General features: G+C 44.3%; 13 protein-coding genes. 9 read left to right on the top strand and 4 right to left on the bottom strand.

Annotated features, from left to right (window positions below):
• Nucleotides 1-93 precede the first annotated feature (93 nt).
• From AC1XUF_RS25315 to AC1XUF_RS25285, 7 genes are all read left to right on the top strand, one after another.
• Nucleotides 94-2,196, top strand: a complete 2,103-nt coding sequence (locus tag AC1XUF_RS25315; protein WP_483344648.1) for a bi-domain-containing oxidoreductase — start codon at nucleotides 94-96, stop codon at nucleotides 2,194-2,196.
• Entirely contained in the window at nucleotides 2,175-4,097 is a 1,923-nt protein-coding gene (locus AC1XUF_RS25310; protein WP_483344647.1) for a heparinase II/III domain-containing protein, read from the top strand. Before AC1XUF_RS25315 ends, AC1XUF_RS25310 begins: the two co-directional genes overlap by 22 nt.
• 9 nt (nucleotides 4,098-4,106) lie before the next feature.
• Nucleotides 4,107-5,345, top strand: a complete 1,239-nt coding sequence (locus AC1XUF_RS25305; RefSeq protein WP_483344646.1) for a glycosyltransferase family 4 protein — start codon at nucleotides 4,107-4,109, stop codon at nucleotides 5,343-5,345.
• Nucleotides 5,346-5,428: 83 nt separating this feature from the next.
• A complete protein-coding gene (locus AC1XUF_RS25300; RefSeq protein WP_483344645.1) occupies nucleotides 5,429-6,790 on the top strand; it encodes a 4Fe-4S binding protein in 1,362 nt (453 codons plus the stop codon).
• A 43-nt stretch (nucleotides 6,791-6,833) separates the two neighbouring features.
• Complete coding sequence (locus AC1XUF_RS25295) at nucleotides 6,834-7,355, top strand: NADH-quinone oxidoreductase subunit J family protein (RefSeq protein ID WP_483344644.1); 522 nt, start codon at nucleotides 6,834-6,836, stop codon at nucleotides 7,353-7,355.
• A complete protein-coding gene (nuoK, locus tag AC1XUF_RS25290) occupies nucleotides 7,352-7,663 on the top strand; it encodes an NADH-quinone oxidoreductase subunit NuoK (RefSeq protein WP_483344643.1) in 312 nt (103 codons plus the stop codon). Before AC1XUF_RS25295 ends, nuoK begins: the two co-directional genes overlap by 4 nt.
• 50 nt (nucleotides 7,664-7,713) lie before the next feature.
• Nucleotides 7,714-8,160 carry a DMT family transporter gene (locus AC1XUF_RS25285; protein WP_483344642.1) on the top strand — a complete coding sequence of 149 codons (447 nt, stop codon included), beginning with the start codon at nucleotides 7,714-7,716 and terminating at the stop codon, nucleotides 8,158-8,160.
• Nucleotides 8,161-8,219: 59 nt separating this feature from the next.
• Here AC1XUF_RS25285 and AC1XUF_RS25280 read toward each other — a convergent pair whose 3' ends face one another.
• Nucleotides 8,220-8,717: a DUF6265 family protein gene (locus tag AC1XUF_RS25280; RefSeq protein ID WP_483344641.1), complete on the bottom strand. Its 498-nt coding sequence runs from the start codon at nucleotides 8,715-8,717 to the stop codon at nucleotides 8,220-8,222.
• A 242-nt stretch (nucleotides 8,718-8,959) separates the two neighbouring features.
• Nucleotides 8,960-10,852 carry an amidophosphoribosyltransferase gene (locus AC1XUF_RS25275; RefSeq protein ID WP_483344640.1) on the bottom strand — a complete coding sequence of 631 codons (1,893 nt, stop codon included), beginning with the start codon at nucleotides 10,850-10,852 and terminating at the stop codon, nucleotides 8,960-8,962.
• Nucleotides 10,853-11,096: 244 nt separating this feature from the next.
• Here AC1XUF_RS25275 and recO point away from each other — a divergent pair, with 244 nt between their 5' ends.
• Together recO and AC1XUF_RS25265 are read left to right on the top strand one after the other, a co-directional pair.
• Nucleotides 11,097-11,792 carry a DNA repair protein RecO gene (recO, locus tag AC1XUF_RS25270; RefSeq protein WP_483344639.1) on the top strand — a complete coding sequence of 232 codons (696 nt, stop codon included), beginning with the start codon at nucleotides 11,097-11,099 and terminating at the stop codon, nucleotides 11,790-11,792.
• A gap of 69 nt (nucleotides 11,793-11,861) precedes the next feature.
• On the top strand, nucleotides 11,862-12,566 hold the full coding sequence (locus AC1XUF_RS25265; protein WP_483344638.1) for a hypothetical protein: 705 nt from the start codon (nucleotides 11,862-11,864) through the stop codon (nucleotides 12,564-12,566).
• A 358-nt stretch (nucleotides 12,567-12,924) separates the two neighbouring features.
• On the opposite strand, the gene lptB is transcribed toward AC1XUF_RS25265, so the two are convergent.
• Nucleotides 12,925-13,656 (bottom strand): LPS export ABC transporter ATP-binding protein, encoded by a 732-nt coding sequence (gene lptB, locus AC1XUF_RS25260; RefSeq protein WP_483344637.1) that lies wholly within the window; start codon nucleotides 13,654-13,656, stop codon nucleotides 12,925-12,927.
• A gap of 33 nt (nucleotides 13,657-13,689) precedes the next feature.
• Nucleotides 13,690-15,402, bottom strand: coding sequence for a single-stranded-DNA-specific exonuclease RecJ (recJ, locus tag AC1XUF_RS25255; RefSeq protein ID WP_483344636.1), 1,713 nt, complete (start codon nucleotides 15,400-15,402; stop codon nucleotides 13,690-13,692).
• Nucleotides 15,403-15,519 lie beyond the last annotated feature (117 nt).

Genomic DNA, 15,519 nt, shown 5'->3' with positions numbered 1-15,519 from the left:
AGATTGGAATTTATCGAAAATATTAAAACTTTGTAATTGCGTATACGCCCGTAATTTTTACAATACTATTTACGGTGATCACACACTATCAATATGAAACAGCTCGCGCAACATCTGCGGACCGGAAAAACCGTATTGCAGGAAATCCCAACTCCCATTGTCAAAAAAGGCTGTGTTTTGATCAAAACACGCAAATCACTGGTATCCGCAGGTACTGAAAGAATGCTGGTCGAATTCAGCAAGGCAAATCTATTTGAAAAAATTCGTCAGAATCCTGAGAGATCAAAAATAGTATTGGATAAAATCAGGGCCGAAGGTTTCGTGAAGACGGTTAGGGCGGTAGCAAGTAAGCTGAACCAGCTTATTCCGCTTGGGTACTGTAATGTGGGTGAAGTTGTACAGGTTGGGGATGGGGTAACCTGCTTTAAAAAAGGGGATCGGGTTGTCAGTAATGGTCCGCATGCCGAAGTGGTTTGCGTACCCGTCAATCTGGTTGCAGGGATCCCCGCCAATGTTACGGACGAGGAGGCCGTCTTCACGGTTCTTGCTGCGGTTGCATTGCAGGGGATCCGTTTGCTGGAACCCGCTTTGGGAGAGACGGTTACCGTAATCGGTCTTGGGCTGATTGGATTGCTTACCGCAGAATTGCTCAGGGCGAACGGTTGCAGGGTGATTGGCATTGAACCGGATGCAGATCGTTCTTTGTTCGCCGAAAAAATAGGTATCACCGTCATCAACCCTGAGAAAACGGATATTGAAAAATGGGCGGCTGCATTTACTGCAGGTGCAGGAGTGGACCATGTGATCATTGCCGCTACCTCGAAGTCGGACGAGGTGATTTCATTGAGTGCCCGAATTGCCAGAAAACGCGGAAAAATCGTCTTGATCGGCAATGTCGGCCTCCATTTGGACAGGGCTGATTTTTATCGGAAAGAACTGACATTCCAGGTTTCCTGCTCGTATGGCCCCGGGCGTTATGATCCGGTTTATGAAGAAGATGGCATAGATTATCCCTTGCCTTTTGTCCGCTGGACTGAAAACCGAAATTTTCAGTCAGTCCTTGAAATGCTGTCTTCGGGGTTGCTGAATGTAAAACCAATGATTTCGCGGAGAATAAAACTGGACGATTGCATGTCACTTTACGCAGAAGGAAAGATTTCAGAAGGTATTGCCAATATTATTGAATATCACCCTGCACCCGAAACCGAAAATCTATCCCGGCTTTGCGGCTCCTTATTTCCACCAACAGAAGTGGTGACAGGGATAGTTGGTGCAGGTAACTTCGTACGAATGACAATGATGCCAATCCTGAAAAGAAGAAGTATCAAGTACATCGCCAGCGCCAATGGTCTCAGTGCCGCTGAATTGGCAAAAAAATATAGAATCCCGGCTGCGACCACGAATTACAGGGAAATTCTGGCGGACCGGGAAATAGATCTTGTCATCATAGCAACCCGGCACGACCTGCATGCAGAAATGATAGGCGAATCACTAAGGGCAAAAAAACATGTCTTTGTTGAAAAGCCGCTTGCATTGGGAGATAAAGAATTGGAGGGCCTCATTAAGGTCTGGCAAGAATCAAAAACCTCCCTGACGGTCGGATTTAATCGCCGGTTTTCGCCTTACTCTTTGCAAATGAAAGAGTTGTTGTACAATGGCCCGATGAATGTGTTGGTAACGATTAATGCTGGCGCATTGCCCGAAAACGCCTGGCTGAATAACCCGGCTATCGGCGGTGGGAGGATCGTCGGAGAAGCCTGTCACTTTATCGACCTGGTTACCTTTCTGACAGGAAGCATGATTACGGAGGTTTGCGCCAGTGCGATAACCGCTAACAAACTAAATGATTTGGAAAATGTAAGCATACTGCTGCGTTATGCGAATGGCTCTACGGGCGTAGTTAACTACTTTTCAAATGGGCATCATTCTTATCCCAAGGAGCGCATTGAAGTTTACTCTCTCGGCAGGACCCTCATACTGGACGATTTCTGCTCACTGACCGGTTATGGTTTCAAAGGTTTTTCGAGTTTGAGAAAGGGAAAAGACAAAGGGCACAAGGAGCAGTTCCGAAGACTTTTCGATGCTGTAAAAAATGGAGAAACAATCATCGATTTCAGGGAAATTGTAAACACAACACGGGCAAGTTTCGCAGTGATGGAAAGCCTCAGGAATACATGCTGGGTTCAGATATCATAAGGAATCTGGAAAAGGTCGGGAGTCTTGTTGATTTCTGCCGGAATATGGGCTGGCGCTACACCGTATTTCGTATCTGGTACGAAATACAAATGCAGACAGGCCTGCTGAAGTTGCGGTTTTCATCCAAAGCAACGGGTGAGGGGTTTATTTCGCTGGAAAAATGGCGCAAACTTGCGGTGAGTTTTTTCTTTGAACCCGGTCAAATTAATGTAAAAAGGGATAAGTCTTTGGCCAGCTTGGAAACAAATGCCATCAATATCTCAAAAAACAGATTTCAGTTTTTTAGTCACAAATGGTATGATTTAGCCGACTGGCATACCAACCCCCGGACCGGGTTTACCTATAATCCCAATTTGCATTGGACAGACATTTCAGATTTTTCTCATGAAGCGGGCGATATCAAATTGGTATGGGAAAAGTCCAGGTTTACTTTTCTCTACGACCTGATCCGGTATGATTTTCATTTCGGGCATGATCAGTCGGAGGTTGTTTTTAGCCTGATCAGGGACTGGATCGACAAAAATCCTGTGAATTGTGGACCTAACTGGCGGTGCAGCCAGGAAATCTCTTTAAGGGTTTTTAACTGGCTTTTTGCACTCCATTACTATCAGAATTCTGAAAATCTGAATCAGGAAATCCTGGATCAGATCATCGCTAGTATTTATGATCAGATGCGGCATGTGAGCAAGAATATGCAGTTCTCGCTCACGGTAGTCAGAAATAACCATGCGTTAACAGAATCCCTCGGTCTTTATCTGACGGGCTTGTTGTTACCCTTTTTCCCGGAAAGCGGGGATTGGAAGCAAAAAGGGATGGCATGGTTTGAAAGGGAGATTGCCTATCAAATTGATGATAACGGTACTTTTATCCAATTTTCGATGAATTACCACCGCGTTGCGATCCAGCTACTCACGTGGGCAATCGGTCTGGCAGAACTAAATGGCGAGCGATGGTCTGACGTCCTATATGATCGGGCTAAAAAGTCACTTCATTTTTTGCGCACATGCCAGGATAACAAAACCGGGTATCTTCCCAATTACGGGAATAATGACGGGGCGCTGTTCTTTAGCTTGACATCCTGCTCATTTAGAGATTTTCGCCCTCAGCTTGCGGCTTTGGGGAAGTTATTAGGAATGGACATGGATTATGGCGCTGGAAAGTGGAACGAAGAATCTGAATGGCTGGCGGGCAATATCAATAAGGATGCAATCCGGCAGGCCATCATTGACAGGGTATCTGCGGTGAATTTTGCTGAAGGCGGCTACTATGTTCTTAGGGACTACGGAATAATGACCTTTCTTCGGTGCGGCAGTTATAAAAACAGACCGTTTCAGGCAGATAACCTGCATGTTGACATTTGGGTAAATGGTGAGAATATCCTCCGTGACGCCGGTTCCTATTTGTATAACACAGAGCAAAATGAGACAAATTATTTCAATGGAACGGCCTCACACAATACGGTAATGCTTGGCGATTTGGATCAGATGAATAAATATTCTCGGTTTATCTGGTCACATTGGGTTAAGCTTGCGAAAGGAGCAGCATGGAAAGAAGGTGATCAATTGGTTATTGAAGCTGAATTTGAAGGGTTCTTGCACGTCGGAAAAGGTTTTGTGCATAAACGAAAAGTCACCCGGCAAATCGGACATCTGAACTGGACCATTGAGGATCAAACCAAAAACGCCCCGCCGGGGCTACCTATGCACCAGATCTGGCATCCTTCGGAATCTTTTTTCCAGCATTATGACCTCAAGGCCTGGAATGAATATGGCATTGCAATCACGCCACGGGAAACTACAGGCTGGTACTCTGAATATTATGGAAGTAAAATCCCCTGCCGGAGGTTGGTTTTTTCTTCATCTGGCAGTTTTATCAGGACTGTAATCTGCAAACGCGGATAAAACGATATTATGCATATCCTTTTAGTTCATCAGTATTTTCTGGAAGATCATCAAGGCGGTGGCTCGCGGTGGAACGAAATGGCGCGTATCTGGATCGGTGAAGGCCATAAAATTACTGTATTGGCAGGAACCGCTCATTATATGTCCTCCAATGTAAATAGCGGAGGTAGGCTTTTTGAGATAAAAACGAATGCCGATGGGGTACGGGTAATTCGTTGCCGCGTTTCGGATCGCGGCAGGACCCGTTTTGCCGGCAGGATTTGGGAGTATATGTCTTTTGTTTTTTCCTCGGTCTGGGGTGGTTTAGTTTACGCAAGGGACCCATATGATCTGGTTATTGTCACATCCCCGCCGTTATTTGCCGGGATAACAGCATTGGCCTTGTCATTTTTTAAGAGAATTCCATACGTATTAGAAATCAGGGATTTATGGCCGGAATCTGCCATTGAAACCGGAGCACTTAAGAACCGGCATCTAATCAGGGTATCTTCTATTTTTGAAAATCACCTCTACAAAAGGGCGCGGTTGATCAATGTTGTAACGCCAGCTTTCCGGCATGTTTTGGTTAATCAGAAGAAAATTGCAAAAGAAAAGATCATTGAGATACCTAATGCTGCGGATTTCCATTTATCCGAACGGGCACTCACCGATTTTGATCGCATTGGTTTTCGAAAAGCTTTAGGGCTAAACGAGTACTTCATCGTGATTTATGTGGGTGCGCATGGGATTGCTAATCAACTGATACAGGTAATTGAGGCAGCGGAAATACTTAAAAATACCAACGCTTTTTTCCTTTTCGTCGGCGATGGAACTCAAAAGCGACAGTTAATGCTGGAAACTGAGATTCGAGGCTTGACAAATGTTCGGTTTATAGATACCGTGGCCAAAGAGGATATTTTTGAATATATCGTCGCGTCGGATATCGGTGCGTCTGTCCTGAAAAAGACTGAAATATTTAAGACAGTCTACAGTAATAAAACCTTCGATTATTTTTCCTGTAAAAAGCCTGTTTTGATGGCTATTGACGGTGTTTCAAGGGAACTGGTGGAAAATGCATCCGCCGGGTCATTTGTTGAACCCGAATGTCCTCATGAGCTTGCGTCCAAAGTGGTATATTATATGAACAACCCGGATCTCCTGATTTCGCAGGGAGAAAATGGTTACGAATATTCCAAAGCACATTTTGACCGGAACTTCCTGGCGAAAAAATATCTTAAACATTTATCGCCATTGGTAAAACCAGGCTGAATCGCCAAGGGATTAGGGGCATTGAAATGAAAGTTTACTCTATCTTTGCGATAGGGTAGCCAATTCAGAATATACAGAACGGTTTGTCAGCATATTTTAAAAACATATCGGAGGGGATCAACACCACGATCACAGGCATGAGGCTGACGTTGCGCCATTTTTGGAGCGCACGTAACCGCAGGAAATCGGGCGATATCCGCTCCGGTAATTTCTACGATCAGCAGGATGGAATGGTGACTGTTCAGTATCCTCTGGAGGCCATTCCGATCCCGGATAATGGACGGTACCGTCTCCATAATGAGATGGACGACTGCATTGTTTGTGACAAGTGCGTTAAAGTTTGTCCGGTGGATTGCATAGAAATAGAACCAATCCGCGCGATTGAAGAAGTAGGGCGCGCGTCGGACGGTTCGCCGATACGCTTGTATGCAGCAAAGTTTGATATCGATATGGCGAAGTGCTGCTATTGCGGCCTTTGCACGACAGTTTGCCCAACGGAATGTCTGACGATGACGAAGACATTCGATTATAGTGAGCTGGACGTGAGGGATATGGTTTATAACTATGCCAATCTGACTCCCGAAGAGGCGGACGAAAAACGTCGTTTGCTGGATCAATTCCAAAAAGAAAAGGAAGCGTTAAAAACCGCAGGAAAGCCGGTTTCATCCCCAGAATCAGAAGTTACTCCTGCGCCTTCCCGCCCTGCATTTAAACCTTCTATCAAACCTAGACCACAGGCGGCTGAGGCTAAGACGGATGTAAGCGGAGCGGAAAATGCCGAGGAGATTACAGGCGCAATTTCCAAGCCTGCGTTCAAACCGGCCATGAAGCCAAGGCCGATTGTGACGGAAGAGCGAGCAGAAAAGCAAATTACGGAGGAGCCTGCATCTCCAAAACCAGCTTTTCGCCCAACGTTAAAGCCGAAGGCTGCGCCTGAGCAAGTCATCGAAAAGCAAGTTTCTGATCGGGATGTGAAGCCGGCATTTCGTCCGACGATGAAGCCCAAGGAAGTTTCTGATACAAATGCAGAAATTCCGAAGGAGGAAGCAACCCATGAACCAGCTACCCCAAAGCCGGCATTTCGCCCGACAATGAAGCCCAAGGCAGTTTCTGAGACAAATGCAGAAATTCCAGAGGCGGAAGCGGCCCGTGAACCGGCCGAACCTAAGCCGGCATTTCGTCCGAAGATGAAGCCCAAGGCAGTTTCTGATACAAATGCAGAAATTCCGAAGGAGGAAGCAACCCATGAACCAGCTACCCCAAAGCCGGCATTTCGCCCGACAATGAAGCCCAAAGCCGAGTCCGATGGAAATGGCGAAAACACGTCTGTAGAGAAATCTGAGGAGAATTCAGGTTCAAATCCGGAAATTGAAAATAAGACTGACGAAGTAAAACCTAAACCGGCGTTTCGTCCCACTATGAAACCCAAACAGCCCAAAGATTAGCAGGGGCCATATTTTGTAATCAGGAAGGCTAATCACTAAAATTATGGAAGCAGCAGCATTTTATGGTTTCTCGGCCCTTGCGGTAGCGGCTGCGCTTTTTATTCTTTTTTCAAAAAACCTTATCCATGCTGCATTTGCGCTTTTTCTGGCATTTTTAGGGGTAGCGGCCTTGTTTGTTTTGGCTGGAGCGGACTTCCTTGGCATATCTCAAATTATGATTTATGTGGGTGGAATCCTCGTTTTACTGATCTTCGGTATTATGCTCACTCAAAAAATCACCAAAAACGACGATTCATCCAGGTATAACCGGATCGAGGTACTGTTAAAAAGGACGGTTTGGGGAGGGTTGATCGGAACTGGATTGTTTCTCGTAATGGTCAGGATTATTGTTTCATCCGATTTCAAAATGAAAGGTGAAGCAATGATGAGCAAATCGACTATTAAAACAATCGGAGTGGAACTGATGACCGGACACTTATTTCCGTTTGAAATTGCTGCTATTTTATTGTTGGTTGCTTTGATAGGGGCCGCATACCTCGCATTAAACCGTAATCCCACGCCATGACAGCCATCCCGATATATCATTATCTGATTGTGGCTGCCGCATTGTTTTGCATTGGACTTGCCATAGCCATTACCAAACGACATTTTATTGGAATGCTGCTCGGCATTGAGTTGATGCTGAATGCGGTGAATATTAACTTGGTTGCTTTCGGACGACATGACCCGGACAAACTGACCGGGCAGCTTTTTGCGCTTTTTGTAATTGTGGTCGCAGCTGCGGAAACCACCGTAGCGCTTGCTATTATTTTGCGGGTATATGGCCGGTTTAAGACGGTCGATCCGGATGAAATCAGTGAATTAAAGAAGTAGAAAAGTCTCGGACGATTCCATATCTTCGGTGTCAAACCATCTTTTGCTGCATGAATTGGCTTTTCTTATTTTTCGCTTTTTTAATAGGAATCAGTAATGCCGTACAATCTGGCGTAAACGTGCAGTTGCGGGAATCGCTTAACAATCCGATCCTTGCTGCGATATCTTCTTTTTTCGTCGGACTGGTAATCCTGCTGATCGCATTTGCGTGCTTCAATCAAAACCCTGTGCCGTCGCTTAGCGAGATTCGGCAGATTTCCTGGACGCGGTTTATGGGAGGTGTGCTCGGGGCCTTTTATGTTCTGACTGTCATATTTATTGTTCGCAAAATCGGCCCTGCAAATATGATCTGCCTGGTTGTGGCCGGGCAGATGATTGCTGCTATGACGATCGACCATTTTGGTTTTCAGGGTTTTGCAGCACATCAGATTACCTTGCCCAGAATCGCAGGGGCCGTTTTACTAGTGGCCGGAGTTTATCTGATCCTAAAAAACTAGAAATAAAAAAGCAGCAGATCTGTGAAGAAATGCTGCTTCTCTCTGTTTAAGTGAGCAAGTTAAGGAATCCGGTTAAAGACAAATAGATCAGCAAAGACCCATTTGTTATCTTCCATTTTGCCTCGCTGTATCACCAGCTGATTTTGCGAGCGCCTTTCATAAATGATCCTTACCGAAATGTCGTCCTTTTCGAACAAGGCCTGGTTTTTCTTGGCTTCTATAAAGTTATAAGTATCTGAAACGGCTTTTTCTTCCAGGGCAATCAGTCCCGGTTTGAAATGTTTAACCCTTGCAACAGGGCCTTTTTCAGTTTGCTCAAAAGCAAATACTTCATAAAGAGCAGGCTTGTCGTCTTTGATCATTCGGATATATCCCATGATATTGCCTCCTGCAGGTGCAGTCCAGGAAGCTTCGATAGGGCCACCGTTGTAGGTGCCAAGCCAGTGACCCTCCAGAAAACTGATATCGTTCAATGTCCCTGTGGCAGTTTGCGCATGCAGCGTTTGTGCCAGCAGGAAAATAGCCAGAAAAGTGGAGTAAACTTTTGTTAGATGCATTTTGTTAAAATGGGCCATATGGGGAGTAGGTTAATGGAGAAGCAATTTAGTGGAAATAGGTATTGCGTTCGAAGAATCAGAAGAACTATGAAGAAATAAATTCAAGGTAATTGCCTTGATGTATTAATTGAAAAGTAACTTCTGGATAAGTGGTTTTTATTGAATGGGCCGGAAATTTAATCTGAACCAAAAAATAAAGCCGTCCTCGAAAAGGGCGGCTTATTTTTGGGGTTCTATTTTTATCAGTAAGCCCTTTCTAATTTTCCTTCGTGAGAATTGGAAAATGCTTTATTAACGACCTTGTTTCCACCCTGCGTTGGATAGTTACCTGTAAAATACCAATCGCCTAAATGATCAGGGCATGCCTTGTGTAAATTTTCAACGGTTTGAAAAACGACAGACAATTCTGCATTCAGATCCTTAGGACGGATTATTTCGGCTATCTTTCTCGAAATCTCTTCATCTGTGAAAGGATCATACAGCGCCTTTACATAATTAGTGTGATATGGATTTTTCGTAGCGATGGAAGTAACAGCCTGCATGTATACGTCTTCCAGCAGATATTCCAGATCCCGTTCCTCCAATAACTTCAGAACAGCACGGAATGCCACAAAATCCTTCATTCTGGACATGTCGATACCGTAACAATCGGGGAACCGGATTTGCGGTGCAGAAGATGCTACCACAATTTTCTTCGGTTTCAGACGATCCAACATTGTCAAAATACTCTTTTCCAGCGTAGTACCTCTTACGATCGAATCGTCGATGATCACTACAGTATCCACGTTTTTACGAACCACTTCGAAGGTAGTGTCATAAACGCTGGACACCATATCGTCACGCAAAGCATCTGCGGTTATAAATGTCCTGGATTTAACATCTTTGGTGACCAGTTTTTCAATTCTCGGACGGAAGGATAACACTCTTTCCAAATCCGCTTCGAATAAGATACCTTCCATAATCGCCTGCTTGCGTTTTTTGGACAGATATTCTTCCAATCCTTCAATCATACCAAGGAATGCAGTTTCGGCAGTATTGGGTATGTAAGAAAAGATGGTATTTTCAAGATCGTAATTGACTTCTTTAAGTATTTGCGGAATCAGCAGTTTTCCAAGTTGCTTGCGCTCATTGTAAATATCGGGATCAGTACCTCGAGAGAAGTAGATTCTTTCAAAGCTGCACGAACGTTTTTCTAGTCTTGGAAGGATCGGGAACTCGTTGTATTCACCATTTTTATCGATGATCAGTGCCGAACCCGGCGTGATTTCAACGATTTGGTTATAATCGACATTGAATGCCGCTTTAATTGCCTGTTTTTCAGATGCGACCACAACTACTTCATCGTCAGCATAATAGAAAGCAGGGCGAATGCCAGCCGGATCACGGATCACAAAAGAAGCGCCGTATCCTGTCAGTCCGCACATGGCATAACCACCATCGAAATCTCTGCAGGATCTGTAAAGCAGGCGCTGAAGGTCAATGTTGTCTTCAATGACATCCGACAGCGTTGGATTTTCATAAATTCCTTTGAATCTTTCGAACACCCTCTGGTTTTCTTCATCCAGGAAATGTCCAATTTTTTCCATTACCGTTACGGTGTCCACTTTTTCCTTCGGATGCTGCCCCAGTGAGACCAATTTTCCGAAAAGCTCGTCCACATTGGTCATATTAAAGTTGCCCGCCATGACCAGGTTACGGCTCCTCCAGTTACTCTGGCGAAGCATTGGGTGACAGTTTTCAACTTCATTGGAGCCATGTGTGCCGTACCTTAAATGACCAAGCCAAACTTCGCCGGTAAATGCGAGGTTTTCCTGAAGCCATTTACCGTCAGTGGAGCGGTCCCTGTGGTTCTTTAACCCTTTACGGAATTTCTTGTGTATTTTGGAAAAAATATCCGTAAGAGGTTGAGGTTCTACGGATCTGTATCTGCTGATGTATCGTTTCCCAGGCGGGACATCTATTTTGATATTGGCTACTCCGGCTCCATCCTGTCCCCGGTTAACCTGTTTTTCCATCATCACCGAAAGCTTATGCACGGCGTATAGCGGTGTTTCGTACTTGTCGATGTAGTATTGATAAGGCTTTCTAAGACGGATAAGTGCTATGCCGCACTCATGCTTAATGGCGTCGCTCATAAGAAGAGTAATGCGTTAGAAATATTTTTTGTTCGCCTGGTATGCAAAGCGTATTCCTGAATATTAGGCTAACGAATTTATGTTCTTGTTTAGTTCGTTAATCTTACAAAGGTACAAATCCCCGGGCTTTAAAAATTTCAAATTCTCCTGATTTTTTAAACTTGCCTGCGAAGTGGAGAATCTCAAAGGATCCCTACCTAACAGAAAGATAAGTAATTTTGATCAAAAGGCTTAAAAAATAAATATGCTTCATAAAACCCGTGGAATTGCCTTGAGTTACATTCGCTACCGGGAATCGTCTATCATCGCAAAAATCTATACCGAAGCTTTTGGAATACAGACTTATATCGTCAACGGGGTTAGAAGCAGCAAGTCCCGGAATAACCGGATCGCGTTGTTTCAGCCGCTGACTTTGCTGGATATGGTCGTGTACCACAAAAACAGAGAAGATACAGTGCACAGAATTTCTGAGATCAAATGCTATGCTCCGTTCTACAGCATCCCCTATGAAGTCTTGAAGTCGAGCCTGGCACTTTTTGTGACCGAAATACTGGGTAAGACTCTTAAAGAAGAAGAAAGCAATGAGCCTCTTTTTCAATTCATTGAAGAATCGATTTTGTACTTGGATACCGCTGACAAGGATTTCGAGAATTTTCATATCCAGTTTCTTATTCAATTGGCCTACTATCTGGGATTTGGGGTTGAAACCATCGAGGATATGGACAATGAACTTAAAGAAAACCATTATCCACAACAATCAGATACCGCAGAACAGAATGCCACCGGAGCGTTTTTAACCAAAGGCTATGGCATACGTGTCAATCTTGACCGAAGCAGGCGCATCAGGATACTTGAGAAGCTGATATTCTTTTACAAAATACATATGGACTCGTTGTCTGAAATCAGGTCACTGGAAGTATTGCGTGAAGTCTTAAAGTGAACATTGAATTGCTAGGGTATACCTGGCATAATTTTGATAACGTATAGTGAGAAAATAAAACCGATGACCATGAAACATATTCTTACATTTCCCCTTTTGTTTTTTTCTTTTTTAACCGTAAGTCAGGTACCCAAGGGCGCTTGGAAATCTCAGGAGCCGACGGGCAGTACCTCAAGCCTGATTGTTGCGGACAGTTATCTGGTAATTGCTTCCTACAGCATCGGCAACAAATATTTCGAACGTTCAGAGGGTGGGCCGTTTACCATGAGCGGGAATCAGATGACCTACACTCCGGAATTCAATTCAGCTGATACGAACAAGATTGGTATCCCGGTTGTGTTTACTGTAACAGTAAAAGACGATATTCTCACACTCAAATATGAGGAGGCGATGGTCTGGATGCGAGTCGATGATGCCAGTTCAGTTCCAATGGCCGGTGCCTGGCACATTACTGAAAAAGCGAATGACGGACAGGGCGAATTGGTGAAGATACATCAGGAAGGTACCCGGAAAACGCTCAAACTTTTATCTAGAACACGATTTCAATGGTTTGCCATTGACCCGGCCGTTAAAGGGTTTTATGCTACGGGCGGAGGTACCTACACTATACAGAATGGTAAGTATACAGAAAAAATCCAGTTTTTTTCGAAAGACAACAACCGCGTTGGATCATCCTTGACATTCGACTACAAGCTTGAAAATAGTCGTTGGGATCATAGCGGAAAAAGCAGTGACGGAAAGCCGGTTCATGAGATCTGGGAAAGGATCCAGTAAATTGCAGAGCAATTATTTAGATTTATTCAAAATAAATAGGTTTAAACTTTTGAATGATTCTAAATAGCTCTTACATTTGTTTAAGTTTTAACAGCAACTGCGGGGATGAGTGCTTTTACAGTGAATGAATACACAATTGTGTCTGAAGAGAGTAATTTCTGGATAAGATCGTTTGCAGATAGCGGCGAGTGTGTGTTTAAAAAGTGTTGCAAAAATTATAAGAAGAGTGGAAAGCACTGTAAAAAGTGTCCCAAAAAATAGTGCTGTTAACTTTTAACAAGTAATACAGTTCATGGTGAATAATTGTAAGAAAGGGAGTGCCTTGAAGCATTCCCTTTTCTGTGCGGCAGGGTGGTGACTATACTTTTCTTTTTAACTCAAAGTTCTGGCCGAGATAAACCCTCCGTACTACCTCATCTTCCGCCAATTCCTCGGCTGTCCCCTGTTTCAGGATTTTTCCCTCAAATAAAAGATATGCACGGTCAGTAATAGAAAGCGTCTCGTTCACATTGTGATCGGTGATCAGGATCCCAATGTTTTTATGTTTGAGTTTGGCGACAATGCTCTGAATATCCTCTACTGCGATCGGATCTACCCCCGCAAAGGGTTCATCCAGTAAGATAAATTTAGGGTCGACAGCTAGGGAGCGGGCGATTTCCGTCCGCCGACGTTCACCCCCGGATAGTACCATTCCTTTACTTTTCCGGACATGTGCGAGGTGAAATTCTTCTAATAGCTCCTCGACTTTCAGCTTTTGGTCTTGTCTGGATAAATCAGTCATTTCCAGTACAGCTTTGATATTTTCTTCGACGGTCAGAGAACGAAAAACGGAAGCTTCCTGAGCCAGATAGCCTAATCCAAGACGTGCCCGTTTGTACATAGGCAGGCTTGTAATATCCTTGTCGTCCAGATAAACTTTGCCGCTATTGGGTTTCACCAGACCAACGGCCATATAAAAGGAGGTCGTCTTGCCGGCTCCGTTGGGTCCTAGTAACCCCACGATCTCGCCCTGCTCAACCTGGTAGCTTACATTATTATTTACAAGACGTACCCCGTATTTTTTTACAAGGTTTTCTGTTCTCAGTATCATGGTTTGTTTATAATCAGGGCAGTTAAGCTGGGATCAGTGCAACTTGATATCCTTTAATGCCAGTTGTAACGTTTTTTTATCCCGAAAGTTATTTTCCTCAATAGTATAGCATATGGAAAAAGGTCTTCCATTGACGATATCCGGATAAAAATGGGCCAGCCCGAAACCGACCGCCGTAAACACTTCCGAAGCATTCTGTTTCACGTCAAATTTGATGTGTTTTTCTTTCATAATCGAAGGCCTGCCCTTCAAGGTAACATACTCCGATTCGAAAACCGGAGTCATATTTCCCGGACCGAAAGGGCCCATCTGACGCAAAATATTATAAAACTTAGGCGTAATGGCCTCCATTTTCAGCCTCATATCAACATTGATCATTGGAACAAGCTGATCTGGCAGGATACGACTGCTTACAATGCTGTCAAACCGGGACCGAAAAGCTTCGATATTTTGCAGGGGCAAAGTCAAACCTGCAGCGAAAGTATGTCCTCCGTACTGTTCCAATAAATCTGCGCATTCTTCTATGGCCTGATATACATCGAAGCCTGGGATCGAACGGGCGGACCCGGCGGCTTTACCGTGAGATTGGGTGAGAATGATGGTTGGCCTGTGGTATTTTTCAATACATCTGCTCGCTACGATCCCAATGACACCTTTATGCCAATCCTCCTTATACAATACGGTGCTCTTGGCATTTGAAAACCACGCGTCATTTTCGATCATTGCGAGGGCCTGTTCAGTGATGCTGCTATCGAAAGAACGCCTTTCCGCATTGTGCTTATTAATTTCCTGTGCAAATTCAAAAGCCTCTTCCTCCAATTCGGAAAGTAATAGCCTTACAGCCTCTTTCGCATGCTTGATCCGTCCTGCGGCATTAATTCGAGGTCCTAATCCGAACACAATATTGGTTATGTCAAGGACCCCACTGATGCCTGCGATATCTATTAATGCTTTGACTCCCGGTCTGGGAGAAGAATTAAGTCTTTTTAAGCCATAATAAGCTAATACACGGTTCTCTCCGGTAATAGGAACGATGTCCGACGCAATGCTGATAACCAGCAAATCAAGGAAATCAAAAAGTACCGAGGGGTCAAGGCCTTCGCGCATGCAAAACCCTTGCAACAGTTTGAAGCCAACTCCACATCCGGTCAGCTCTTTGTAAGGGTAGAGACAATCCTCACGTTTGGGGTCCAACACGGCGATTGCCTGGGGTAATTCTTTATCAGGGCGGTGGTGGTCACAAATGATAAAATCGATCCCTCTTTCTGAGGCTGCGCTTACCTTATCGCTTGATTTGATTCCACAATCCAGGGTTATAATGAGGGTAAATCCGTTTTCAGAGGCCCAGTCAATGCTTTTCGAAGACACTCCGTAACCTTCCTCATAACGATCGGGAATGTAATAGTCGAGATTGGTATACAAATTTTTCAGAAAACCATAGAACAATGCTACGGAAGTGGTACCATCTACATCGTAATCACCGTATACCAGGATTTTTTCTCCGGATGCGATTGCTTTGCGGATTCTTTCCACGGCAAAATCCATATCCATCATCAGGAATGGGTCGTGTAGTTGACCGATTTCGGGGCGAAAAAAGTTTCGGGATTGTTCAAAATCAAGGATGCCGCGCTGGACCAGAAGGGTTGCCAGTGCAGGACTTACTTTCAAAGATTCAGCGAGTTGATTGGCAACCTGCTGTTGATCAGGAGTAAATTCAGGGTGGTGTATCCAGCGCTTTTCATTCATGGTGGCAAAGATAATCGGATTCTGTCATGCGTCACCAAAATCTGATTATCGGTCTGCGCAATCAGGAAAAGCTAATTGAAAGGTCTTATCTTTGCAAATTATTAACATACTTTAAGA

The organism is Dyadobacter sp. HNCC25DJ185, assembly GCF_056895195.1.
This window is presented reverse-complemented; position numbering and strand designations above follow the sequence as displayed.

What these genes read in the sequence shown, in the direction of transcription:
- AC1XUF_RS25315 (WP_483344648.1), top strand. Translation starts at nt 94, where the DNA reads ATGAAACAGCTCGCGCAACATCTGCGGACCGGAAAAACCGTATTGCAG.
- AC1XUF_RS25310 (WP_483344647.1), top strand. Translation starts at nt 2,175, where the DNA reads ATGCTGGGTTCAGATATCATAAGGAATCTGGAAAAGGTCGGGAGTCTT.
- AC1XUF_RS25305 (WP_483344646.1), top strand. Translation starts at nt 4,107, where the DNA reads ATGCATATCCTTTTAGTTCATCAGTATTTTCTGGAAGATCATCAAGGC.
- AC1XUF_RS25295 (WP_483344644.1), top strand. Translation starts at nt 6,834, where the DNA reads ATGGAAGCAGCAGCATTTTATGGTTTCTCGGCCCTTGCGGTAGCGGCT.
- nuoK (WP_483344643.1), top strand. Translation starts at nt 7,352, where the DNA reads ATGACAGCCATCCCGATATATCATTATCTGATTGTGGCTGCCGCATTG.
- AC1XUF_RS25285 (WP_483344642.1), top strand. Translation starts at nt 7,714, where the DNA reads ATGAATTGGCTTTTCTTATTTTTCGCTTTTTTAATAGGAATCAGTAAT.
- AC1XUF_RS25280 (WP_483344641.1), bottom strand. Translation starts at nt 8,717, where the DNA reads ATGCATCTAACAAAAGTTTACTCCACTTTTCTGGCTATTTTCCTGCTG.
- AC1XUF_RS25275 (WP_483344640.1), bottom strand. Translation starts at nt 10,852, where the DNA reads ATGAGCGACGCCATTAAGCATGAGTGCGGCATAGCACTTATCCGTCTT.
- recO (WP_483344639.1), top strand. Translation starts at nt 11,097, where the DNA reads ATGCTTCATAAAACCCGTGGAATTGCCTTGAGTTACATTCGCTACCGG.
- AC1XUF_RS25265 (WP_483344638.1), top strand. Translation starts at nt 11,862, where the DNA reads ATGAAACATATTCTTACATTTCCCCTTTTGTTTTTTTCTTTTTTAACC.
- lptB (WP_483344637.1), bottom strand. Translation starts at nt 13,656, where the DNA reads ATGATACTGAGAACAGAAAACCTTGTAAAAAAATACGGGGTACGTCTT.
- recJ (WP_483344636.1), bottom strand. Translation starts at nt 15,402, where the DNA reads ATGAATGAAAAGCGCTGGATACACCACCCTGAATTTACTCCTGATCAA.